Origin of the sequence: Streptomyces sp. NPDC046860 (assembly GCF_040645115.1) — a bacterium.
Taxonomy (GTDB): domain Bacteria; phylum Actinomycetota; class Actinomycetes; order Streptomycetales; family Streptomycetaceae; genus Streptomyces.
On sequence record NZ_JBEYXQ010000001.1, the window covers coordinates 727,791 to 752,117 of the forward strand.

The 24,327-nt window shown below is 72.1% G+C and carries 17 protein-coding genes and 2 pseudogenes; 14 read left to right on the forward strand and 5 right to left on the reverse strand.

Annotated elements, in window-relative coordinates:
* Positions 1 to 5: 5 nt before the first annotated feature.
* Positions 6 to 1,114, reverse strand: a pseudogene (locus ABZ898_RS03255) (adenosine deaminase).
* A 296-nt stretch (positions 1,115 to 1,410) separates the two neighbouring features.
* Here ABZ898_RS03255 and ABZ898_RS03260 point away from each other — a divergent pair.
* Positions 1,411 to 2,145 carry a DUF4190 domain-containing protein gene (locus tag ABZ898_RS03260; protein WP_361652169.1) on the forward strand — a complete coding sequence of 245 codons (735 nt, stop codon included), beginning with the start codon at positions 1,411 to 1,413 and terminating at the stop codon, positions 2,143 to 2,145.
* On the opposite strand, the gene ABZ898_RS03265 is transcribed toward ABZ898_RS03260, so the two are convergent.
* Positions 2,131 to 2,694, reverse strand: coding sequence for an NADAR family protein (locus tag ABZ898_RS03265; protein WP_361652171.1), 564 nt, complete (start codon positions 2,692 to 2,694; stop codon positions 2,131 to 2,133). The two genes, ABZ898_RS03260 and ABZ898_RS03265, sit on opposite strands and share 15 nt — an antisense overlap.
* A 207-nt stretch (positions 2,695 to 2,901) precedes the next feature.
* Here ABZ898_RS03265 and ABZ898_RS03270 point away from each other — a divergent pair, with 207 nt between their 5' ends.
* The 8 genes from ABZ898_RS03270 (at position 2,902) to ABZ898_RS03305 (ending at position 12,573) form a co-directional block, all read left to right on the forward strand.
* Positions 2,902 to 4,440, forward strand: coding sequence for a gamma-aminobutyraldehyde dehydrogenase (locus tag ABZ898_RS03270; RefSeq protein ID WP_361652173.1), 1,539 nt, complete (start codon positions 2,902 to 2,904; stop codon positions 4,438 to 4,440).
* A 74-nt stretch (positions 4,441 to 4,514) separates the two neighbouring features.
* A complete protein-coding gene (locus ABZ898_RS03275) occupies positions 4,515 to 5,762 on the forward strand; it encodes a spermidine/putrescine ABC transporter substrate-binding protein (RefSeq protein WP_361652175.1) in 1,248 nt (415 codons plus the stop codon).
* Positions 5,759 to 6,919, forward strand: coding sequence for an ABC transporter ATP-binding protein (locus ABZ898_RS03280; protein ID WP_361652177.1), 1,161 nt, complete (start codon positions 5,759 to 5,761; stop codon positions 6,917 to 6,919). Before ABZ898_RS03275 ends, ABZ898_RS03280 begins: the two co-directional genes overlap by 4 nt.
* Positions 6,919 to 7,845, forward strand: coding sequence for an ABC transporter permease (locus ABZ898_RS03285; protein ID WP_361652179.1), 927 nt, complete (start codon positions 6,919 to 6,921; stop codon positions 7,843 to 7,845). The genes ABZ898_RS03280 and ABZ898_RS03285 overlap by 1 nt, the downstream gene beginning before the upstream one ends.
* A gap of 1 nt (position 7,846) precedes the next feature.
* Complete coding sequence (locus ABZ898_RS03290; protein WP_361652181.1) at positions 7,847 to 8,647, forward strand: ABC transporter permease; 801 nt, start codon at positions 7,847 to 7,849, stop codon at positions 8,645 to 8,647.
* A gap of 22 nt (positions 8,648 to 8,669) precedes the next feature.
* A complete protein-coding gene (locus ABZ898_RS03295; protein ID WP_361652183.1) occupies positions 8,670 to 10,100 on the forward strand; it encodes an FAD-dependent oxidoreductase in 1,431 nt (476 codons plus the stop codon).
* Positions 10,101 to 10,234: 134 nt separating this feature from the next.
* Positions 10,235 to 10,696: a hypothetical protein gene (locus tag ABZ898_RS03300; RefSeq protein ID WP_361652185.1), complete on the forward strand. Its 462-nt coding sequence runs from the start codon at positions 10,235 to 10,237 to the stop codon at positions 10,694 to 10,696.
* Positions 10,697 to 10,812: 116 nt separating this feature from the next.
* Positions 10,813 to 12,573 carry a glycoside hydrolase family 18 protein gene (locus ABZ898_RS03305; protein WP_361652187.1) on the forward strand — a complete coding sequence of 587 codons (1,761 nt, stop codon included), beginning with the start codon at positions 10,813 to 10,815 and terminating at the stop codon, positions 12,571 to 12,573.
* A 55-nt stretch (positions 12,574 to 12,628) separates the two neighbouring features.
* On the opposite strand, the pseudogene ABZ898_RS03310 reads toward ABZ898_RS03305, so the two are convergent.
* Positions 12,629 to 13,498: pseudogene (locus tag ABZ898_RS03310) on the reverse strand (phosphatase PAP2 family protein); the annotation flags it as partial.
* A gap of 84 nt (positions 13,499 to 13,582) precedes the next feature.
* Complete coding sequence (gene gabT, locus ABZ898_RS03315) at positions 13,583 to 14,917, reverse strand: 4-aminobutyrate--2-oxoglutarate transaminase (protein ID WP_361652189.1); 1,335 nt, start codon at positions 14,915 to 14,917, stop codon at positions 13,583 to 13,585.
* Between the two features lie 237 nt (positions 14,918 to 15,154).
* On the opposite strand from gabT, the gene ABZ898_RS03320 reads away from it, so the two are divergent.
* From ABZ898_RS03320 to ABZ898_RS03340, 5 genes are all read left to right on the forward strand, one after another.
* Positions 15,155 to 17,287, forward strand: coding sequence for an ATP-binding protein (locus tag ABZ898_RS03320; RefSeq protein WP_361652191.1), 2,133 nt, complete (start codon positions 15,155 to 15,157; stop codon positions 17,285 to 17,287).
* A gap of 120 nt (positions 17,288 to 17,407) precedes the next feature.
* Positions 17,408 to 18,982, forward strand: coding sequence for a PucR family transcriptional regulator (locus ABZ898_RS03325; RefSeq protein ID WP_361652193.1), 1,575 nt, complete (start codon positions 17,408 to 17,410; stop codon positions 18,980 to 18,982).
* Between the two features lie 128 nt (positions 18,983 to 19,110).
* Entirely contained in the window at positions 19,111 to 20,556 is a 1,446-nt protein-coding gene (locus tag ABZ898_RS03330; protein ID WP_361652195.1) for an aldehyde dehydrogenase family protein, read from the forward strand.
* A gap of 241 nt (positions 20,557 to 20,797) precedes the next feature.
* Positions 20,798 to 21,661, forward strand: a complete 864-nt coding sequence (locus ABZ898_RS03335; RefSeq protein ID WP_361652197.1) for a formate/nitrite transporter family protein — start codon at positions 20,798 to 20,800, stop codon at positions 21,659 to 21,661.
* A gap of 149 nt (positions 21,662 to 21,810) precedes the next feature.
* Entirely contained in the window at positions 21,811 to 23,748 is a 1,938-nt protein-coding gene (locus ABZ898_RS03340; protein WP_361652199.1) for an acyl-CoA dehydrogenase family protein, read from the forward strand.
* Here ABZ898_RS03340 and ABZ898_RS03345 read toward each other — a convergent pair.
* Positions 23,745 to 24,203, reverse strand: a complete 459-nt coding sequence (locus ABZ898_RS03345) for a lamin tail domain-containing protein (protein WP_361652201.1) — start codon at positions 24,201 to 24,203, stop codon at positions 23,745 to 23,747. The two genes, ABZ898_RS03340 and ABZ898_RS03345, sit on opposite strands and share 4 nt — an antisense overlap.
* Positions 24,204 to 24,327: the final 124 nt, after the last annotated feature.

Here is a 24,327-nt window from a genome sequence, read left to right on the forward strand (position 1 = left end):
GGAGGTCAGCCCGCGAGCCACGCCTCCGTGTACGCGTCGATCTCCGACGCGATCCGCTCCTTGCCCGCCGTGTCCAGGAAGGACGCCTCCACCGCGTTCTTCGCCAGGCCCGCGATACCCCGCTCGTCCAGGTCCAGCAGACGGGCCGCGATCGCGTACTCCTTGTTCAGGTCGGTGCCGAACATCGGAGGGTCGTCCGAGTTGATCGTGACCAGCACGCCCGCGTCCACGAACTGCTTCAGCGGGTGCTCCTCCAGCGTGCGCACCGCGCGCGTGGCGATGTTGGAGGTCGGGCAGACCTCCAGGGCGATGCGGTGCTCGGCCAGGTGGGCGAGGAGCGCGGGGTCCTGGGCGGAGCTGGTGCCGTGGCCGATCCGCTCCGCGCCGAGCGTGGTGAGCGCGTCCCACACCGTCTCGGGTCCGGTCGTCTCACCGGCGTGCGGCACCGAGTGCAGTCCGGCGGCGATCGCGCGGTCGAAGTACGGCTTGAACTGCGGGCGCGGTACGCCGATCTCCGGGCCGCCGAGGCCGAAGGACACCAGGCCCTCCGGGCGGACGCGGTCGTCGGTCGCCATCCGCGCCGTCTCCTCCGCCGACACCAGACCGGCTTCGCCCGGGATGTCGAAGCACCAGCGCAGCACCGTGCCGAAGTCGGCCTCGGCGGACTTGCGGGCGTCCTCGATCGCGTCCATGAACGCCCGGTCCTCTATCCCGCGCCGGGTCGAGGAGAACGGGGTCACGGTCAGCTCGGCGTACCGCACCTGCTGCCGGGACATGTCCCGCGCGATCTCGTACGTCAGCAGCCGGACGTCCTCCGGGGTGCGGACCAGGTCCACGACCGACAGGTACACCTGGATGAAGTGGGCGAAGTCGGTGAACGTGAAGTACTCCGCCAGCGCTTCCGGGTCGGTCGGGACCTTGGAGTCGCGGTGCCGGGCGGCCAGTTCCGAGACGATGCGGGGGGAGGCGGAGCCGACGTGGTGGACGTGCAGTTCGGCCTTCGGCAGTCCGGCGATGAAGCTGTGCGGGTCGCGGGCGGCGCTGCGCTCGGTCAAGGGGTCCTCCCCGGGAAAGGCGCTCGCGGACCTGTGGGTGGGGTCCGGGCGCGGGTGATCGGCTGATCGGGTGGTGCGCAGACATCCTAGAGCGGGGCCCGTGGGGTGGCCGAGGCGCTACGGTCGGTGCAGGACGTGCGGGGCGCACGGCTCCTGGGGCGGATCTGAGATGATCTGACGATCCGAGCGGGGGGATGAGGACATGACGGAGCAGACGCAGCCCGACGGTGGACGGGGGGCGAACGGTCAGGGACCGGCTCCCGATCCCTCGTGGCCGCCGCCGAAGGGGCCGTCGCTCCGGAAGGACCCCACGCCGGGCGTCCCTGAGCAGCCCTCGGTCCACGACCAGGCCACCATGGCCGCGATGCCCGCCGTCGGCTTCGGCCCGCACCAGGGCCCCGCTGTCCCGCCGCAGCATGGGGTCCCGCCGCAGCCCACGGGCCCCGGTGTCCCGCCCCCGCCGATGTCCTCGGGTGGCCCAGCCCTCCCGCCCCCGCCGATCGCCCCGAACGGTCCCGGTCTCCCGCCCTACGCCCCCACCGGCACCCCCGTACCCCCCGTCGGCTACGGCTACCCGGGCCACCCCGGTCACCCGAACCCGCAGGGCTTCCCGAACCAGGGCTTCCCGAACCCCCAAGGTTTCCCGACCCCCCAGGGCTACCCGGCCCCCCACGGCTACCCCCAGCCCTCCGCCTACGGCTGGCCCGGCGGCCCCATGGGACCCGTTCCGCAGAACAGCGCCGGCACCGCCGCCATGGTGCTCGGCATCCTCTCGGTCGTGCTGTTCTGCCTCTACGGCGTCTTCTCCATCGCCCTCGGCGTCATCGCCGTGGTCCTCGGCTTCAAGGGCCGTAACCGTGCCGACCGGGGTGAGGCCACCAACCGGTCGCAGGCCCAGGCGGGCATCGTGCTCGGCGCCATCGGCACCGTCGTGGGCCTGGCCACGCTGGCCTTCATGATCGTGATGTACTTCCTCGTGGCCGGCGCGGACAGGCCGGACGACGACTGGGACAGCGACCCCGGCGACTCCTCCTACAACTCCGCGCCCTACGCCCCCGTCGCCCCCGCCCTCGCCTCACCCCGCGTCTGACCGCAGCCGCTCCCGGGCCTCCATCAGCGCGAAGCCCAGGAGGTTCGGCCCCTTCCAGCGGGCCGGGTCGGACGCGGCCTCGTCCCGCGCAGCGAGCCCGATGCCCCACACCCGGTCCACCGGGCTCGCCTCCACCAGCACCCGCTCGCCCGTGCCGAGCAGGAACTCCCGGAGGTCGGGGTGGGCGGCGAACTTGTGCACGCTGCCCTCGACGACGATCCGGAACCGCTCCCGGCGCCAGGTCTCCTCGTCGAAGCCCTTCACCAGCAGCCCCGCCTTCTTCGCCTCGGCCGGATGTCCCGCGGCCAGGACCAGCCGCTCGGCCTCCGGGTCGGCGAAGAGCCGCGCTTTGGCCGCCATCATCCAGTGCTCGGCCGTCGCGTAGACGACCCCGTCCACCGTGAACGGCGCCGGCCACCACTGGCTCAGGCACCCCGGGCCCACCCGGCCGTCCCGCTGCGGGCGGTGCCCCCAGAAGTGCAGGTACGTGACGGGCGTGCCCGCCCGGACCGCGCCGGTCAGCGCTTCCACCGAGTCGATCTTCCCCATACGGGCGAGTGTGGCAGCCGCCACCGACAACCCGTCAGTTCTTTTAGGTGCCGACTCGACAGCCGGTCGACAGATTCCGTCGCGTAACCAAAAGGCAACAACGGAATCCCTTGTTGCAGTACGGCCCCTCTGCCAGGATCGGCACTCAAATCGAGCTGGAGCCACGCCACCCGGCCCCCGAAGGGGTGTCCGGCGGAGGAGAGCGACATGCACAAGCCGGGCACCGCCACCCCGGAACGATTCACCCCGCGCGACCGGTTCGCCGAGGGAGCGCAGTTCATCGCCGGCCGCCCCGTGCCGGGCACCTCGGGCCGCTTCCACGCGGTGACCGACCCCGCGACCGGGGAGGAGGTCCACCGCTACGAACTCGCCGGGGAGCGGGACGTGGACGCGGCCGTGGCCGCCGCCCGTGCCGCCTTCCCCGGCTGGGCCGCCACGACGCCCGGCGAGCGCTCCGACGCCCTGCACCGCTTCGCCGCCGTCCTCGCCGACCGGGCCGAGGAGTTCGCCTGTGCCGAGTCGCTCCAGTGCGGCAAGCCGCTGAAGCTCACCCGCGAGTTCGACGTGCCGGGCACCATCGACAACACCGCCTTCTTCGCGGGCGCCGCCCGGCATCTCCAGGGGCAGTCGGCGGGGGAGTACTCCGGCGACCACACCTCGTACGTCCGGCGTGAGCCCATCGGTGTGGTCGGGTCGATCGCGCCCTGGAACTACCCGCTGCAGATGGCCGCCTGGAAGATCCTCCCGGCCGTCGCCGCGGGCAACACCATCGTGCTCAAGCCCGCCGAGCTGACCCCGCTCACTTCGCTGCTCTTCGCGCGGGCGGCCGTCGACGCGGGCATCCCGGACGGCGTGATCAACGTCGTCTGCGGGACCGGGCCCGAGGCGGGGGAGCGGCTGGTCGGACATCCGGACGTGGCGATGACCTCGTTCACCGGGTCCACCGCGGTGGGCCGCAGGGTCGCCGAGATCGCCACGGCCACCGTCAAGCGGCTCCACCTGGAGCTGGGCGGCAAGGCGCCCTTCGTCGTCTTCGACGACGCCGACCTGGAGGCCGCTGCCAACGGCGCGGTCGCGGGCGCGCTCATCAACACCGGCCAGGACTGCACGGCGGCCACCCGGGCCTACGTGCAGCGCCCGCTGTACGAGGCGTTCGTCGAGCGGACCGCGGCGCTGATGGAGACCGTGCGGCTCGGCGACCCCTTCGCGCCCGGCACCGACCTCGGCCCGCTGGTCTCGCACGCCCACCGCGACCGCGTCGCCGGCTTCGTGGACCGGGCGCGCGCCTACGCCCGGGTGGTCACCGGCGGCGAGGCGCCGGGCGGCGACCTGGCACGCGGCGCCTACTACCGGCCCACCCTCGTCACCGGCGCCGCCCAGGACAGCGAGATCGTCCAGTCGGAGATCTTCGGCCCCGTGCTGGTGGTGCTCCCCTTCGACACCGACGACGAGGGCCTGCGCCTCGCCAACGACACCCCGTACGGGCTGGCCGCCTCCGCGTGGACCGGCAACGTCTACCGGGCCGGCCGTGCCACCCGCGAGCTGCGGGCGGGCTGTGTGTGGATCAACGACCACATCCCGATCATCAGCGAGATGCCGCACGGCGGACACCGGGCGTCCGGCTACGGCAAGGACATGTCGGCGTACTCGTTCGAGGAGTACACGCAGATCAAGCACGTCATGTACGACAACACCGCGGCCGTCCGCAAGGACTGGCACCGCACGGTCTTCGGGGACCGCCCCTAGGGGGTGCCGCTCCTGCCAGGCCCCCCGTCGCCTCTGCCGGACCCCCTCCCGCTTTCCGAAAGGGCACCACGCGTATGGATCAGTACGAGCCCGACCGCCTCACCCCGGCCCAGTGGGCCGCCGTGCGGCGCAGCATGCGCGGCGGGCGGGCGGCGCTGACCCGCCGTTCGCTGCTGCGGGCGTCCACCATGGGGGCGCTCGCGGCCGGCGGGCTGGGGACGCTGAGCGCCTGCGGCATCCCGGCGGCCGGACGGACGCCCGGCGGCACGTCGGCCGACGACCGCTCGGCCCGCGAGAAGACGGTCAACTTCTCCAACTGGACCGAGTACATCGACGTCGACGACAGCGGCAAGCGGCACCCGACGCTCGCCGCGTTCCGGCGGAAGACCGGGATCACGGTCCGCTACACCGAGGACATCAACGACAACAACGAGTTCTTCGGCAAGATCAAGCCGCAGCTCGCCGCCGGCCAGGACACCGGCCGTGACCTGATCGTCCTGACCGACTGGCTGGCCGCCCGGCTGATCCGGCTCGGCTGGGTGCAGAAGCTGGACCCCGCGCACCTGCCGAACGGCTTCGCCCACCTCTCGCCCCAGTTCCGCGAGCCCGACTGGGACCCCGGCCGGGCCTACTCCTACCCCTGGCAGGGCATCTCCACGGTCATCGCCTACAACAAGAAGGCGCTGGACGGCGTCGAGGTGAGATCCGTCTCCGACCTGCTGGACAACCCGAAGCTGAAGGGCCGGGTCGGCTTCCTCTCGGAGATGCGGGACAGCGTCGGGATGACCCTGCTCGACATGGGCAAGGACCCGGCCGACTTCACCGACGACGACTACGACGCGGCGATAGCCCGGCTGCAGAAGGGTGTCGACAAGGGCCAGATACGCCGCTTCACCGGCAACGACTACACCGCCGACCTCGCCAAGGGCGATTTCGCGGCCTGTGTCGCCTGGGCCGGGGACGTGGTCCAGCTCAAGGCGGACAGCCCCGATGTGGACTTCATCATTCCGGACAGCGGCTATGTCACCTCGACGGACAATATGCTGATCCCCAACAAGGCTCGTCACAAGACGAACGCCGAGCGGCTGATCGACTTCTTCTACGAACCCGAGCAGGCCGCCGCGCTCGCCGCCTACATCAACTACGTCACTCCGGTCGACGGCGTGAAGCCCTGGCTTGCGAAGATCGACCGGGACGCGGCGGACAATCCGCTGATCGTCCCCGACAAGGCCATGCAGGCGAAGTCCCACGCCTTCCGCTCCCTGAGCCAGAAGGAAGAGACGGCCTACGAAGAGAAGTTCGCAAAGCTCACAGGGGCGTGACGAGGATGAAGACGACGACAGACGGCAGCGGCGACGTCCGCCTCACCGGGATCGGCAAGACGTACGGCTCGTTCACCGCCGTGCACCCGCTGGACCTGACCGTGCCCCAGGGCTCCTTCTTCGCGCTGCTCGGCGCCTCCGGCTGCGGCAAGACCACCACCCTGCGCATGATCGCCGGGCTGGAGGAGCCGACCTCCGGGACCGTGCACCTCGGCGACCTGGACGTCACCGGGCTGCCCCCGTACAAGCGGCCGGTCAACACGGTCTTCCAGTCCTACGCCCTCTTCCCGCACCTCGACATCTTCGAGAACATCGCGTTCGGCCTGCGCCGGCGCGGCGTCAAGAGCGTGAAGAAGCAGGTCGAGGAGATGCTGGACCTCGTCCAGCTCGGCGAGCAGGCCCGCAAGAAGCCGCACCAGCTCTCCGGCGGCCAGCAGCAGCGCGTCGCGGTCGCCCGCGCCCTGATCAACCACCCCAAGGTGCTCCTGCTGGACGAACCCCTCGGCGCCCTCGACCTCAAGCTGCGCCGCCAGATGCAGCTGGAGCTCAAGCGCATCCAGACCGAGGTCGGCATCACCTTCGTCCACGTCACGCACGACCAGGAGGAGGCCATGACCATGGCCGACACGGTCGCCGTGATGAACGCGGGCCGCGTCGAGCAGCTCGGCTCGCCCGCCGAGCTGTACGAGAACCCGGGCACCACCTTCGTCGCCAACTTCCTCGGCACCTCCAACCTGATCGAGGCCGAGGTCGACTCCCGCAGCGGCGGCGACATCGTGCTGCGCGCCGGGGACGGCAAGCTGCTGCTGCCCGAGGCGCGGTGTTCCGCCCCGGCGCCCGCGGGCGGCAAGGTGCTCGTCGGCGTCCGCCCCGAGAAGATCGCGCTCACCCACGCCGACGACGCGGGCTCGGTCCCCGAGGGCCGCAACCGCCTCACCGGCACCGTCGCGGACGCCAGCTTCATCGGCGTCTCCACCCAGTACGTGATCGACAGCCCGGTCGCGGGCGCGCTCGCGGTGTACGCGCAGAACGTCGAGCGGGACGCCCGTCTCGTCCCCGGCGCCGAGGTCGTCCTGCACTGGAACCCGGCGCACACCTTCGCGCTCGACGCCGCCCAGGACATCGACGCGGGCACCGAGGAAGAGGCGGCCGCCTGATGCCGACGCTCACCGAGGCGCCCCCGCCGCTCGCCCCGCCGGAACCCGCGAAGCCGCCCCGTAAGCGCGGCCGGTTCACCCCGTACTGGCTGCTGCTGCCCGGCATCCTGTGGCTGATCGTGTTCTTCGCGCTGCCGATGGTCTACCAGGCGTCGACCTCGGTGCAGACCGGGTCGCTGGAGCAGGGCTACAAGGTCACCTGGCACTTCGCCACCTACTGGCACGCGCTCGCCGAGTACTGGCCGCAGTTCGTCCGTTCGGTGCTCTACGCCGCCGCCGCGACCGTGCTGTGCCTGCTGCTGGGCTATCCGCTGGCGTACCTGATCGCGTTCCGCGCCGGGCGCTGGCGGAACCTGATCATGATCCTCGTGATCGCGCCGTTCTTCACCAGCTTCCTGATCCGCACCCTGGCCTGGAAGACGATCCTCGCCGACAACGGGCCCGTGGTGCACGCGCTCAACACCCTGCACGTGCTGGACGTGACCGGCTGGCTCGGCTGGACCGCCGGTGACCGGGTGCTGGCCACCCCGCTGGCGGTGGTGTGCGGACTGACGTACAACTTCCTGCCGTTCATGATCCTGCCGCTGTACACCTCGCTGGAGCGGATCGACGTACGGCTGCACGAGGCGGCGGGCGACCTCTACGCCCGGCCCTGGACCACCTTCCGCAAGGTGACCTTCCCGCTGTCCATGCCCGGCGTGGTCTCCGGCACGCTGCTCACCTTCATCCCGGCGGCCGGCGACTACGTCAACGCCGAACTGCTCGGCTCCACCGACACCCGCATGATCGGCAACGTCATCCAGACCCAGTTCCTGCGCGTGCTCGACTACCCGACGGCCGCCGCGCTCTCCTTCATCCTCATGGCCGCGATCCTGGCCATGGTCACGTTCTACATCCGCCGGGCCGGGACGGAGGACCTCGTCTGACATGGCCGCCCTCACCTGGCTCAAGCGCCGTCTCGTCGTCGTCGCGGGACTGCTGACGCTCGCCTACCTGCTGCTGCCGAACATCGTCGTGACGGTGTTCTCCTTCAACAATCCCAAGGGCCGCTTCAACTACGAGTGGCAGCGTTTCTCCGCCGACGCCTGGAAGGACCCGTGCGGGGTCGCCGACCTGTGCGGCTCGCTCTCGCTCAGCCTCCAGATCGCCCTGTGGGCCACCGTGGGCGCCACCGCGCTCGGCACGATGATCGCCTTCGCGCTGGTCCGCTACCGGTTCCGGGCGCGCGGCGCGGTCAACTCGCTGATCTTCCTGCCGATGGCGATGCCCGAGGTCGTCATGGCCGCCTCGCTGCTCACCCTGTTCCTCAACATGGGCGCCCAGCTCGGCTTCTGGACCATCCTGATCGCCCACATCATGTTCTGCCTGAGCTTCGTCGTCACCGCCGTCAAGGCGCGCGTGATGTCGATGGACCCGCGCCTGGAGGAGGCCGCCCGCGATCTGTACGCGGGACCGGTGCAGACCTTCTGGCGGGTCACCCTGCCCATCGCGGCACCCGGAATCGCCGCGGGCGCGCTGCTGTCCTTCGCGCTCTCCTTCGACGATTTCATCATCACCAATTTCAACGCGGGCTCGACCGTCACCTTCCCCATGTTCGTCTGGGGCTCGGCGCAGCGCGGAACGCCCGTTCAGATCAATGTCATCGGTACGGCGATGTTCCTGGTCGCCGTACTGTTCGTGCTGGTCCCGATGCTCGTCACCCGACGGCGCGGCCGGCGGCAGGCATAACACCCCGTAGGGAGTTGGAATCATGGCCCCTAGCGCCATGAGCCGTGGAAAAGACAACTGGATCGCTTCCCTCTCCGAAGCCCAGCCGGTCCCCTACTGGCTGGAGGACCCGGGCAAGCCCCGTCCCGAGCCCGCCCTCACCGGCACCGACACCTGCGACCTGCTCGTGGTCGGCGGCGGGTACAGCGGACTGTGGAGCGCGCTGAACGCCAAGGAACGCGATCCCGGCCGGGACGTGGTGCTGCTGGAAGGGCGCGAGGTGGGCTGGGCCGCCTCGGGCCGCAACGGAGGATTCTGCGCCGCCTCCCTCACCCACGGTCTCGCCAACGGCCTGGCCCGCTGGCCGGACGAGATCGGCACCCTCCAGGAACTGGGCACGCGCAACCTCGACGAGATCGAGGCGGCGCTCGCCCGGCACGGCGTCGACTGCGACTTCGAGCGCACCGGCGAGATCGACGTCGCCACCGAGGCGTACCAGGCGTGGGAACTGCGCGACTGGCACCGGGAGCTGCGCGAGAAGGGCCTCGCGGACGGCATGGAGTTCCTGGACCGCGACGCCCTGCGCTCCCAGATCGACTCGCCCACCTTCGAGGCCGGGCTGTGGGACCGCCGCGGTGTCGCCCTGGTGCACCCGGCCAAGCTGGCCTGGGGCCTGAAGCGGGCCTGCGTCGCCCTGGGGGTCCGGGTGTACGAGCACACCCCGGCCCTGACCCTCAAGCAGTACGGCGCGGGCATGGAGGCGGGCACCCCCTACGGCACGGTCCGGGCCCGCAAGGTCGCCCTCGGCACCAACGTCTTCCCGAGCCTGCTGCGCCGGGTCCGCTCCTACACGGTGCCGGTCTACGACTACGCGCTGACGACCGAGCCGCTGGACGCCGGGCAGCTCGACTCGCTCGGCTGGAAGAACCGCCAGGGCCTGGGCGACGCGGCCAACCAGTTCCACTACTTCCGGCTGACCCCGGACAACCGGATTCTCTGGGGCGGCTACGACGCGATCTACCCCTACGGCGGCCGGGTCCGCGCGGAGTACGACGACCGGCCGGAGACCTACGCCAAGCTGGCCGGGCACTTCTTCGCCTGCTTCCCGCAGTTGGAGGGCGTCCGCTTCACCCACGCCTGGGGCGGCGCCATCGACACCTGCTCCCGCTTCTCGGCGTTCTTCGGCACCGCCCACCGGGGCCGGGTCGCCTACGCGGCGGGGTACACCGGACTCGGTGTGGGCGCGACCCGCTTCGGGGCCGACGTGATGCTGGACCTGCTGGACGGCGCGGACACCGAGCGCACCCGGCTGGAGATGGTCCGCAGGAAGCCGCTGCCGTTCCCGCCCGAGCCGTTCGCCTGGACGGGGATCGCGCTGACCCGGTGGTCGCTGGCGCGGGCCGACGCGCACGGCGGCAGACGCAATCTGTGGCTGCGGGCCATGGACCGGCTGGGCCTCGGCTTCGACAGCTGACCGGCGCCTCCCGGCGGGTGTGAGCCAGGTCACCCGAAAGAGCCCGCCGAACCCGCGTAATGCCGGCGGGTCCGCCTCCCTCTCCTTCGCAGACGGCGCGTGTGTGTGTCCGCGAACGAGAGGGAGGTCATTTCATGACAGGGGCGAAGACCGCGGTGGAGTGGCTGGCGTCGGTGGCGCCGGACCCGGAAGCCTGCCGCTGGGAATGGGAGCGCAGCCCCCTGGGGGTCGCCCTGCTGCCCGCGGGCAAGGCGTGGGACGTGCTCATCCTGCCGGGGGAGCTGGGGTATCCGACGCTGGACGTGCTCACCCGGGTCCTCGACCAGCCGGGCCCGGTGCTGGTCGACTTCGGGGACAGCAGGGTGGGCTTCTTCGTGCCGCCCGGCACCGCCGCCCGCTGGCTGGGCACCGGCATCCGCACGGCCGGCTCCGGCACCTGGATCGTGGTGCCGCACCCCGGGCGGGCGGCCCGGGGGCTGCGCTGGCTGGTGCCGCCGGACGGGTCGGGCACGCTGACCGACCCGGCGCTGCTGGAGCTGGCGATGCACGAGGCGGCGGCCGCGCTGGCCGTCGAGGAGGGCGGGCGCCGCCCCTGACTCCTTGACAACGGAATTGGTCTGGACCAAGTTGGGTGCACCCTCGACCTCCAACTCCCCCATGCCTGGAGGCATTTGTGGAAAGACCCCGACCTCTGGTCGCACTCCTCACGGTCATGGCTCTCGCCGTGCCCGGCAGTGCCGCGCTCTCGTCGGCCGCCCGTGCGGCCGACGCGGACGCCGCCGTCAACGGCGGCTTCGAGTCCGGCCTGTCGCCCTGGACCTGCACCGCGGGCACGACCGTCACCTCACCGGTGCACAGCGGTTCCTCCGCGCTGAGAGCGACCCCGGAGGGCAGCGACAACGCCCAGTGCTCCCAGACGGTGTCCGTCAGGCCCAACTCCCAGTACACGCTGGCCGGCTGGGTGCGCGGCTCCTACGTCTACCTCGGCGCGAGCGGCACCGGCACCACCGACGTCTCCACCTGGACCCAGTCCGCCACCGACTGGCAGAAGCTCGCCACCACCTTCACCACCGGTGCCAACACCACCAAGGTCACGATCTACACCCACGGCTGGTACGGCACCGGCGCCTACTACGCCGACGACATCTCCCTCACCGGCCCCGGCGGCGGCACCACCCAGCCGCCCTCCGTGCCGACGGGACTGCGCACCGGGACCGTCACCGCCACGTCCGTGGCCCTCTCCTGGACGCTGGTGAGCGGCGCGACCGGCTACGCGGTCTACCGCGACGGCACCAAGGTCCAGAGCGTGAGCGGCACCTCGGCCACGGTGAGCGGCCTGAACCCCTCGACCGCCTACGCCTTCCAGGTCACCGCCACCAACGACGCGGGGGAGTCCGCCCGCTCCGCCACGGTCACCGCCATCACCCCGGCCCGCAGCGACGGCGGAGGCTCCGCCGAACTGCCCGCCCACGCCCTGGTCGGCTACCTCCACGCCAGCTTCGCCAACGGCTCCGGCTACACCCGCATGGCCGACGTGCCCGACAGCTGGGACGTCATCGACCTGGCCTTCGGCGAGCCCACCTCGGTCACCTCCGGGGACATCCGGTTCAACCGCTGCCCGGTGTCCGAATGCCCGAACGTCGAGAGCGACGCCGACTTCAAGGCCGCCATCAAGGCCAAACAAGCCGCGGGCAAGAAGGTGCTGATCTCCATCGGCGGCCAGAACGGCCAGGTCCAGCTCACCACCACCGCCGCCCGTGACGCCTTCGTCTCGTCCGTCTCGAAGATCATCGACACCTACGGACTCGACGGCCTCGACATCGACTTCGAGGGCCACTCGCTCTCGCTGAACACCGGCGACACCGACTTCAAGAACCCGACCACCCCGGTGATCGTCAACCTGATCTCCGCGCTGAAGACCCTCAAGGCCAAGTACGGCACCGAGTTCGTGCTCACCATGGCCCCGGAGACCTTCTTCGTGCAGAACGGCTACCAGTTCTACGGCAGCGGCAAGTGGGGCGGGCAGGACCCGCGCTGCGGTGCCTACCTCCCGGTCATCCACGCCCTGCGCGACGACCTCACCCTGCTGCACGTCCAGGACTACAACTCCGGCCCCATCATGGGCCTGGACAACCAGTACCACTCGATGGGCGGCGCCGACTTCCACATCGCCATGACCGACATGCTGCTCACCGGCTTCCCGGTCGCGGGCGACGCCGGCAACGTCTTCCCGCCGCTGCGCCCCGACCAGGTCGCCATCGGCATGCCCGCCTCGGTCAACGCCGGCAACGGCTACGTCGCCCCGGCCGAGGTCACCAAGACCCTGGACTGCCTCACTAAGAAGACGAACTGCGGCTCGTACCCGACCCACGGGACGTGGCCCGCGCTGCGGGGGCTGATGACCTGGTCGGTGAACTGGGACCGGTTCGCGGGCTGGGAGTTCCAGCGGACCTTCGACTCCTACTTCGGCTGAGCAGCAGCGCCAGGAAGGCCAGCAGCACCGCGCCCAGGCACCAGGACGCCAGCACGTCCAGCGGCCAGTGCCAGCCCCGCCGCACCAGCCCGTACGACACCGCGAGCACCAGCGCGGCCGGGACACCGACCGCCGCGAGGCGTGCGGCGAGGGTGCGGCACCAGGGCAGGAGCAGCAGCGCCGAGGCGCCGTACGCCACGACCGCCGTCGCGGTGTGACCGGAGGGGAAGTAGCCGGTGGCCGGGGGCACCACGGGGGTCCCCGGCCGCGCGGTCCACAGCTTCAGCGGGACGACGAGCGCCGGGAGCAGCGCCATCAGCAGCGCGGCCGCGGCGGGCGGCAGCCACCAGCGGGGCGTCCCGGCGGACCTGCCCCGCCAGGCCGCGTGTGCCAGGGCGACGACGAGCACCGGTACGGCCACCTCGATGTTGCCGAGGTCGGAGAGGAGTTCGGAGAAGCGGTCCGGGTGGACCAGGCCGCGGCTGAGCCGGGCGTCCAGCGTGAGCAGCGGTCCCCGGACCAGGACCTGCCAGGTGATCAGCGCGAACAGCAGCGCCGGGAAGCCGGTCAGGAGGGCGGCGAGGGCGAGGCGGCGGGCGGTGTTCGGCACCGGGCCAGCTTCGCACGGGCGCGGGCGGCGTGAAGGAGGTCGGCCGCCCCGGAACAGGGGGGGTGGTTCCGAGGCGGCCGACCGGACCGGGATGTCGCACGCCCCGGGGGGTTTGGGGCGGCGACCGTCCGATCGGTGTGGAGATCCCGGAGCCCTCAGGCCCCGGCTGTGTGCGCGAGGGCACGACCAGGTCGAAGCTGGGGAGGCCCCGGCCTGAAGCCGCCCGCAGTCCCCTGCGAGCGGGGTGTATCTCTCATCGGGACAGAACCTACGGCAGGCCGAGGCGGTCGGACAGACGCAATCGCGTCCTGTCATCCACCTCGCACACGTTCTTCACACGGCCTGCCGCAGTCGTCCGCCAGAGGTACGGACCACTCGACGGACGAGCGGTCCGCTCGCTCAGATGCGCGAGAACGCCTGCTCGATGATGTCCAGGCCCTCGTTCAGCAGGTCCTCGCCGATGACCAGCGGGGGCAGGAAACGCAGCACGTTGCCGTAGGTGCCACAGGTCAGGACCAGCAGGCCCTCCTGGTGGCACGCCTTGGCCAGCGCGGCGGCCGCCTCGGCGTTCGGCTCCTTGGTGTCACGGTCCTTGACCAGCTCGATGGCGATCATCGCGCCGCGGCCCCGGATGTCACCGATGATGTCGAACTTCTCGGCCATCGTGGCGAGGCGGCCCTTCATGACCTCCTCGATGCGCTTGGCCTTGCCGTTGAGGTCCTGCTCCTTCATCGTCTCGATCGCGCCGAGCGCGGCGGCGCAGGCCACCGGGTTGCCGCCGTAGGTGCCGCCCAGACCGCCCGCGTGCGCGGCGTCCATGATCTCGGCGCGGCCCGTCACGGCGGCGAGCGGCAGACCGCCCGCGATGCCCTTGGCGGTGGTGATCAGGTCCGGGACGATGCCCTCGTCCTCGCACGCGAACCACTGGCCGGTGCGGCAGAAGCCGGACTGGATCTCGTCCGCCACGAAGACGATGCCGTTGTCGTTGGCGAACTTCACGATCTCCGGGAGGAAGCCCTTGGCCGGCTCGATGAAGCCGCCCTCACCGAGCACCGGCTCGATGATGATCGCGGCCACGTTGTCCGCGCCGACCTGCTTGGTGATCTGGTCGATGGCCTGCTTGGCGGCCTCCGGACCGGCGTTCTCCGGACCGGTCGGCCAGCGGTAGCCGTAGGCCACCGGCACGCGGTACACCTCGGGGGCGAACGGGCCGAAGCCGTTCTTGTACGGCATGTTCTTCGCCGTCAGCGCCATCGTGAGGTTGGTGCGGCCGTGGTAGCCGTGGTCGAAGACGACGACGGCCTGGCGCTTGGTGTGGGCGCGGGCGATCTTCACCGCGTTCTCGACCGCCTCGGCGCCCGAGTTGAACAGCGCCGACTTCTTCGCGTGGTCACCCGGGGTCAGCTCCGCGAGGGCCTCGGCGACCTCCACGTAGCCCTCGTAGGGGGTGACCATGAAACAGGTGTGGGTGAAGTCGGCGAGCTGGGCGCTCGCGCGGCGCACCACGGCCTCGGCCGAGGCGCCCACCGAGGTCACGGCGATGCCGGAGCCGAAGTCGATCAGGCTGTTGCCGTCCACGTCCTCGATGACACCGCCGCCCGCGCGCGTGACGAAGACGGGCAGCGTGGAGCCCACGCCCTGGGCGACCACCGCGGTGCGGCGGGCCTGAAGCTCCTGCGACTTCGGGCCGGGAATGGCGGTGACGACGCGGCGCTCCTGCGGAAGTGCGGTCATGCGGGGCTCCTGGGGGGTATTACGGACGCTTGCCTTGTTTTCCCGCAGGCTAAGACGGGTGCCGTGGGGTGGGCATGCTCCATGTGGGCGTTGTCGGCGCGGCCCGTTGTCCGTGGTGGACATAGCGGTCCGTGACGTGGTGACGGCCGTCGGCCGCGTAAACGGTGAACTCCCCTTGCGGGGGCGTTAGATTGACTCGCTGACGACGACGGAGCGGCTGGTCAAGGGGGCAGGGCGATGGACAGCGAAGGTACGCGGGACACGCGCACCGGCCACACCGGTGCGGTACCGCGCCCGACACGGCCGCCGGAAGGGGCCGCCGCGCCGCCGCCCATGCCCACGATGCCACCCGGAGCGCCGCCCCGCCCGGACGGCTCCGCCTTCCTCGCCTGGCTGCGCGCCTCCCGGCCCGCCGCCGCGCCCGGCGTCTGGCGCCTCGGGCACCGGCCCCGCCCCGAGACCGAGCCCGAGCGGACCCCGGCCCGCCAGATGCTCAGCGGCGCCGTGATCGCCTTCCTGGTCGGCTGGCTGGTGTGGTCCCTGCTGTGGAACGGCTACCTGGGCGGCTGGTGGGTGCTCCCGCTGGAGCTGTTCACCCCGGACTCCTGGCGCGAGGGCAACGATCGCGTCGGCAACGCGGTCCTCTGGTACACGTACTACACCCTCATCGCCCTCGTGATCCTGCTCGTCGTCGCCCGCATCGGCCGCTGGGGCGAGGTCTGGCGCCGCTTCGGACCCCCGGCCTGGCTGCGCTCCGGCGCCCCCGCCGAACCCCCGCCGCCCGCGCCCGGCGAGGACCCCGCCGACTGGCCCGAGCTGCGCGCCCACGGCGCGCACGAGGCCGCCGAGCGGCTCGCCGCCGAGGCCCGCACCGGACTCATGCGGGACGTCGACCACGCCAGGATCGGCCGCGCCTGGCAGGGCGTGCGCTCCGGCGCCTACCCGCTGTCCGCGTTCACCGGGGCCGTCCTGCGCGACGGCTCCGCCGCCTGCCCGCACCCGTCCGGCGAACGCGACCTGCCCGCCCGCCAGGCCCGGCACGACCTGCTCACCGGCCAGGTGCGCCTGGGCGCCGCCGCCGACGACCCGCGCAACCCCTACCAGTACCGGGGCGCCGGACTCGCCCTCGGCACCGACCTGCTCGGCACCTCCCTGGTGGCCGTCGGCCCGGCCGGCTCGGGCAAGACCGGCAGCCTGGTCCGGCCGCTCGCGGAGTCGCTGTGCCTGCACGCCCTCGCCGGACGCGCCGCCGTGGTCAGCGTCGGCGCGGCCGGCGCCGGACTCGGCCCCGCCGAGGCGTACGACGTGGTCGTCCGGGTCGGCCACCCCGACTCCGCCTACGACCTCGACCTCTACGGCGGCACCACCGACCCCGACGAGGCCGCCGCCATACTCGCCGAGGCCCTCGTCGGCGACCTCGCCGACGCGCACCCCGGCTCCGACAGCCGCCGGTCCACCACCGTCCTCGCCCAGCTCCTCGGCCCCTTCCGCGCCGTCCACGACCGCTTCCCCTCCGTCCCCGAGCTGCGCCAGCTCCTCGACGGTTCCCCCGGCCCGCTCGCCGCGCTGCGCAAGGCGCTGACCGAGACCGGGCACGCGTCCCTGCTGCGCGAGCTGGACGCGCGGGAACGGCAGCAGGCCCACCCCGGCGACGTGGCCCCCGTGCTCGCCGACCGGGTCGCGCTGCTCGACCGGCCCGCCTTCGCCGCCTTCTTCGACACCTCCGGCGCCTCCCGGCCCTTCACCCTCAAGGCCCTCGACCATCCGGTCCGCGTCCGCATCGACCTGCCCCAGCGCGGCCACGCCGACGCCTCCCGCATCCTGGCCCGGCTGGTGCTGGCCCAGTTCACCGCCGCCGTCACCGCCCGCGAGGACCGGTCCCTCTTCGCCTGCCTGCTGCTCGACGAGGCGGCCGGGGTCGTCACCCCCGAGTCCGTGCGCGGCATCCAGCGGCTGCGCTCCGCGGGCGCCGGAGTCGTCCTCACCCTGCGCACCCTGGACGACGTGCCCCGCCCGCTGCGCGGCCCGCTGCTCGGCGCCACCGGCTGCCGGATGGCGTTCTCCGGGCTCACCCCCTGGGACGGGCAGGACTTCGCCGAGGTGTGGGGCAAGGAGTGGATCGAGGCCCGCGACGTCACCGACCGGCAGATCATCGCCGAGACCCCGGCCGGCAAGGCCGTGCACATGCTCCGCCGGGTCATCACCGGCCAGGCGCCCACCGCCCGCGCGGTCACCGTCCGCCAGGTCGAACGGGAACGCTGGTCCGCCTCCGAACTGGCCCACGCGGTCCCGCCGGGCCACGCGGTCCTCTCCCTGACCACCGTCCGGGGAGAACACGCCCCGCCCCTGCTGGTGGACCTCCGGAACTGAGCGGGAGCCCGCCACCGTACGGTGAGGCAGAATCGGGGCGGGCCGTTCATACGTGGCGGCCAAGAGATCACCGTCCCGGGCGGCGCGACGACGCGCCGGCCGTCCCGACCTGAAGGTCCCATGCCGCCGACGCTCGCCTCGCTCGTCCACCACTCCGCGCTGAAGCTGACGGTCCGCGCGGGGGAGGACCGGCTCGACGTACCCGTGCGCTGGGCGCATGTCAGCGAGCTGGCCGACCCCGTGCCGTACATGGAGGGCGGGGAGCTGCTGCTCATCACCGCGCTCAAGCTGGACGCGGAGGACCCCGAGGCGATGCGGCGGTACGTGAAGCGGCTGGCCGGCGCGGGCGTCGTCGGGCTCGGCTTCGCGGTCGGGGTCAACTACGACGACATCCCCGAGGCGCTGGTCGGGGCCGCCCGGCAGGAGGGGCTGCCCCTGCTGGAGGTGCCCCGGCGCACCCCGTTCCTCGCCATCAGCAAGGCCGTGTCCGCCGCCATCGCCGCCGACCAGTACCGGGCCGTCACCGCCGGCTTCGCCGCCCAGCGCGAACTGACCCGGCAGGCGCTCACCACCGGCCCCGAGGGCCTGCTCGCCGCGCTCGCCGCCCAGGTCGACGGCTGGGCCGCGCTGTACGACGCGTCCGGCGCCGTCGTCGCCGCGGCGCCCGAATGGGCGGGCCGCAGGGCCGCCCGGCTCACCGCCGAGGTCGAGCGGCTGCGCGAACGGCCCGCCCCGGCCTCCTCGGTGGTCGCCGCCCCCGACACCGAGGACCGGATCGAACTGCACTCGCTGGGCACCGGCCGCCGCCCCCGCGCCGCGCTCGCCGTCGGCACCGCCGCCGCCCCCGGCACCGCCGAGCGCTACGCGGTGCACTCCGCGATCGCCCTGCTCACCCTCACCACCGAGCGCTCCCGCTCCCTGCACGCCGCCGAACAGCGGGTCGGCGCGGCCGTGCTGCGTATGCTGCTGGCCGGGGAGCCCGACCACGCCCGCGCGGTCGCCGGCGACCTGTACGGCGGGCTGCTGGACGCGCCGTTCCGGATGCTGGTCGCCGAGCGGCAGGGAACGGAGGGCGACCCGCTCGACGCGCTCGCGGAGACGGCCGAGTCCGCCGCCGCCCGCTCCGGCGAAGCCGTCCTGGTGGTGCCCGAACGCGAGCGCCTGGTGGTGCTGGCCACCGACGGCGGCACGGCGGTCGCCGCCTGCACGGCGTACGCCGACTCGCTGGAGGCGGCACGGCTCGTACCGGATTCCTCGAACGGCGACGACGGCGGACTCGTCGTCGGCCTCTCCGCCCCCGCGGGTCCCATCGCGGCCGCCTCCGCCTACCGCCAGGCCGAGCAGGCGCTCTCCGTCGCCCGGCGGCGGGGCCGGGTCCTGGTCGAGCACGAGCACGTCGCGTCCGGCTCGGTGCTCCCGCTGCTGGCCGACGACGCGGTACGGGCCTTCGCCGACGGCCTGCTGCGGGCGCTGCGCGACCACGACGCGACCGGACGCGGCGACCTGGTCGCCTCGCTGCGGGCCTGGCTGTCCCGGCACGGCCAGTGGGACGCGGCCGCCGCCGACCTGGGCGTGCACCGGCACACCCTGCGCTACCGGATGCGCCGGGTCGAGGAGATCCTCGGCCGCTCCCTGGACGACCCGGACGTGCGCATGGAGCTGTGGCTCGCGCTGAAGGCCACCTCGGCCGAGTAGCCGACCACGCCGAACCGGAGCATCCCCCGCCCCTTTCCGTACGACTCGGACAAGCGACCGCCGGTCGTGCCCGCCCTACCGTGGATCACGCAAGCACACCCCCCGACGCGGAAGGGCCGGACCCGCACATGACCTCCACCCACGCCTTCTGGCTGGCCGGCCGCCAGGCCACCGGCGAGGACAGCTTCGACGTCTCCTCCCCGTGGGACGGCCGTGTCGTCGGCCGGGCGAGCGTGCCCACCGACGCCCAGGTCGAAGAGGCCGTGGCCGCCGCGTACGCGGTGCGCGACGAGTTCGCCGCCGTCCCCGCGCACGTCCGCGCCGCCGCCCTGGACCACGTCGCGGGGCGGCTGGCCGAGCGCACCGAGGAGATAGCCCAGCTCATCTCCGGTGAGAACGGCAAGCCCATCAAGTGGGCGCGCGGCGAGGTCGCCCGTGCCGTCTCCGTGTTCCGGCTCGCGGCCGAGGAGGCCCGCCGGTTCAACGGCGGCGAGGCCCAGCGGCTGGACACCGACGCGGGCGGCCAGGGCCGCATGGCGCTGATCCGCCGCTTCCCCAAGGGCGTCGTCCTCGGCATCGCGCCGTTCAACTTCCCGCTGAACCTGTGCGCGCACAAGGTCGCCCCGGCCATCGCCGCCGGTGTGCCGATCATCCTGAAGCCCGCCCCGGCCACCCCGCTGTCCGGCCTGGTCATCGGCGAGCTGCTGGCCGAGACCGACCTGCCCGCCGGTTCGTGGAGCGTCCTGCCGGTCGCCAACGACAAGATGCCCGCGCTGGTCCAGGACGAGCGGCTCCCGGTGATCTCCTTCACCGGCTCCGAGCAGGTCGGTTACGCGATCATGGACTCGGTGCCGCGCAAGCACTGCACGCTGGAGCTGGGCGGCAACGGCGCGGCCGTCGTCCTCGGCGACTGGGCGAGCGACGCCGACCTGGACTGGGCGGCGGGCCGTATCGCCACCTTCTCCAACTACCAGGGCGGCCAGTCCTGCATCTCGGTGCAGCGCGTCATCGCCGACGCCGCGGTGTACGACCGGCTGCTGCCGCGCATCGTGGCCGCCGTCGAGGCCCAGGTCACCGGTGACCCGTCGGACGACAAGACCGAGGTCGGCCCGCTGGTCAGCGAGGCCGCGGCCGTGCGCGTCGAGTCCTGGGTGAACGAGGCCGTCGAGCTGGGCGCGACCCTCCTCACCGGCGGCGGGCGCGACGGCGCCACCTACGCGCCGACCGTCCTCACCGACCTGCCCGCCGGCGCCACCCTCGCCACCGAGGAGGTCTTCGGACCGGTCCTCACCGTCACGAAGGTCGACGGCGAGGCCGAGGCGTTCGCCGCGGTCAACGACTCCAAGTACGGCCTGCAGGCAGGGGTGTTCACCCACGACATCCAGGCCGCCTTCCGGGCCCACCGCGCCCTGGAGGTCGGCGGTGTCGTCATCGGCGACGTCCCCTCCTACCGCGCGGACCAGATGCCGTACGGCGGCGCCAAGCAGTCCGGTGTGGGCCGCGAGGGTGTCCGCTCCGCGATGGACGACTACACCTACGAGCGCGTCCTGGTCCTCACGGGCCTCGCACTCTGACCTGCCACGGACAGGTCACACGGAACGGCCGGAGCCCGCTGTGCGGGGGCTCCGGCCGTTCCCTTTTGCCTACGGTGATAAGTAGTGCCGATCGTTTGATCGGTTTCGCCTCTTAAGTCCGATAAACGGCGCCTATCGAGCCATTGATTGCACTTTTGACTTTTTCGTACGCGCGGGCGCACACTTCCCTCCGCATCGAGCCGCAATCGGAGCGGTCATTCGCGGAAAGTGAGAGGGCATCGTGCCGATACCCATGGAAGACGCCCTGGACGCGCAGGTCGCCACCGCCCGGAGCAAGGCGAAGCTGCTCCGTTCCCCCGGTCGCTACCTGGTCCTCTCGGCGCTCGCCGGAGCCTTCATCGGCATGGGCGTCGTCCTGATGGTCAGCGTGTCCGGCCCGCTCAGCGCCGCGCACTCGCCCTGGGTCAAGCTGGTCCAGGGACTGGTCTTCGGGGTCGCGCTGACCCTGGTGATCTTCGCCGGCGGCGAGCTGGCCACCAGCAACATGATGACGATGGTCCAGGGCGCGGTACGCCGGGCCATCTCGCCCGTCAACGCGCTCGCCGTGATCGTCGGCTCCTTCGTCGGCAACCTGGCCGGCTCGGTCGCCCTCGCCTGGCTGGTCCACGCCGCCGGGGTGCTGGACGTCGTCCCCGCTCCCGGAGCGTCCGCCCCCGGCCTGGCCGGTCTGACGGGCATGCTCACCGCCAAGATGGCCGAGAGCGGCGAGGCGATGTTCTTCCGCGGCGTGCTCTGCAACTTCCTGGTCTGCCTGACCGTGTGGATGGGCATGCGCACCCGCTCCGACGCGGCCAAGATCATGCTGATCTTCGCGGGCATCCTCGCCTTCGTCGCCTCCGGCTTCGAGCACGTCGTCGCCAACATGACGACCTTCTCGCTCGGCCTCTTCGAGCACGTCCCCGGCGACACGCTCGCCGCCTTCGGCCACAACCTCCTCCTGGTCGGCCTCGGCAACCTCGTCGGCGGCGGACTGCTGGTCGGCGCCGCCTACGCCTTCACCGGCCGCCGCGGCACCCCGGCCGCCACCGAGGACGGCCCCGCCGAGGAGCACGAGCCGCTGGCTCAGGCGCTCCAGACCGCCTGAGCGAGAGCCCGCCCCCCGCCGCGTCCGTTCACCCGAACGGACGCGCAAGGGGTGGTGGGGCGCGCCCGATTCAGGTACCAACGATCCAGTAGCAACGGGTCGGTTACCCACGGTCCGCCACCATCCCTCTTCGCGGCGAGGTGAGCCTCATGTCCGCCCCCACCACTCAACGCACCAACGTCTCCGAGCGCGAGGCCCGGCAGGTGGCGGAGGCCGCCCGGGAGCAGAACTGGCGCAAGCCCAGTTTCGCCAAGGAGCTCTTCCTCGGGCGCTTCCGGCTGGACCTCATCCACCCCCATCCGCTCCCCGACGCCGAGAGCGTCCGGCGCGGCGAGGCATTCCTCGCCGAGCTGCGCGCCTTCTGCGAGACGGAGATCGACGCGGCCCGCATCGAGCGCGAGGCCCGCATCCCCGACGAGGTCGTGGCCGGCCTGAAGCGGCTCGGCGCCCTCGGGATGAAGATCGACACCAAGTACGGCGGCCTCGGCCTCTCCCAGCTCTACTACAACAAGGCCCTCGCCCTGGTCGGCTCGGTCAGCCCCGCCGTCGGCGCGCTGCTCTCCGCCCACCAGTCGATCGGCGTGCCGCAGCCGCTGAAGATCTTCGGCACCCAGGAGCAGAAGGACGCCTTCCTGCCCCGCTGCGCCACCACCGCCATCTCCGCCTTCCTGCTCACCGAGCCGGACGTCGGCTCGGACCCGGCGCGCCTGGCCACCTCGGCGGTCCCGGAAGGCGACGACTACGTCCTGGACGGCGTGAAGCTGTGGACCACCAACGGGGTCGTCGCCGACCTCCTCGTGGTCATGGCCCGGGTACCGAAGTCCGAGGGGCACCCCGGCGGCATCACCGCGTTCGTGGTGGAGGCCGACGCCGAGGGCATCACGGTGGAGAACCGCAACGCCTTCATGGGCCTGCGCGGCATCGAGAACGGCGTCACCCGCTTCCACCGGGTGCGGGTGCCCGCCGCCAACCGGATCGGCCCCGAGGGCGCGGGCCTGAAGATCGCGCTCACCACGCTCAACACCGGTCGGCTGTCGCTGCCCGCGATGTGCGCCGGCGCGGGCAAGTGGTGCCTGAAGATCGCCCGCCAGTGGGCCGCCGAGCGCGAGCAGTGGGGCAAGCCGGTCGCGCTGCACGAGGCCGTGGGCTCCAAGATCAGCTTCATCGCGGCGACCACGTTCGCCCTGGAGGCGGTCGTCGACCTCGCCTCCCAGATGGCCGACGAGGACCGCAACGACATCCGCATCGAGGCCGCCCTCGCCAAGCTGTACGGCTCGGAGATGTCCTGGCTGATGGCCGACGAGCTGGTCCAGATCCGCGGCGGCCGCGGCTACGAGACCGCCGAGTCCCTCGCGGCCCGCGGCGAGCGTGCCGTACCGGCCGAGCAGATGCTGCGCGACCTGCGCATCAACCGCATCTTCGAGGGCTCCACCGAGATCATGCACCTGCTGATCGCGCGCGAGGCCGTCGACGCCCACCTCTCGGTCGCCGGTGACCTCATCGACCCCGACAAGTCCCTCCAGGACAAGGCGAAGGCGGGTGCGGGCGCGGGCGTCTTCTACGCCAAGTGGCTGCCGAAGCTGGTCGCCGGTCCCGGACAACTGCCTTCCTCGTACGCCGAGTTCAAGCACGGCATCGACCTGTCCGGGCATCTGCGGTTCGTCGAGCGGCACGCCCGCAAGCTGGCCCGTGCCACCTTCTACGGCATGTCCCGCTGGCAGGGCCGGATGGAGACCAAGCAGGGCTTCCTCGGCCGGATCGTGGACATCGGCGCGGAGCTGTTCGCCATGAGCGCGGCCTGTGTGCGGGCCGAGCGGCTGCGCCGCGAGGGCGAGCACGGCCGCGAGGCGTACCAGCTCGCCGACGCCTTCTGCCGCCAGGCCCGCGTCCGCGTGGACGAGCTGTTCGCCCGTCTGTGGCACAACACCGACGGCGTCGACCGCAAGGTGGTCAAGGGCGTCCTCGGCGGGGCCTACGAGTGGCTGGAGGAGGGCGTCCTCGACCCCTCGGGGGAGGGCGCGTGGATCGCGGACGCCACCCCGGGAGCGAGCGAGCGCGCCAACGCCCGCCGCCCGTACGGCGCCTAGCAGTACGTGTCGCTGCCGTTCCGGGTCGTCCACGAGCAGGTGTCGACCTTGGAGCCGTTCGACTTGGTCAGGGTCGCCGTGTCGCTGGTGTTGTTCCAGACGTAGGCGCGGCGGCCCTGGTACTTGTCCGAGGTGGTGTCGCGGCCGCTGCCGGTGTGCACCTTCACGTACTTCCCGGCGCCGAGCGTGACGTTCGGGAAGGAGTACTTGTGGTTCGAGGCGTCCTTGAGGACCCACCCCTTCAGCGAGACCGCCGAGCGGCCGGTGTTCTTGAGCTGGACCCACTCGCCGTTGAGGCTGGAGTTGGACCGGGTGTCCGTGCCGGGGCTGTCGAAGTACACCCGGTGGATCTGGACACCCCCGGCCGCCTGGGCCGGGGTGCTCAGCAGGGTGCCGGTCAGCAGGGCCGCGCCGGCGAGGGCGGGCAGGGCGGCGCGAAGGCGCACGGTACGCACGAAGAGATCCCCCCAAGGATGTCGTTCACAAAGGCGGTGCGCGGGCGATAAGTTCACCCGTTCAACCGAATTGTTATCACAGGATCTTCACCCATGATTCACAAAGGCGGGAGATGTGCCGGGC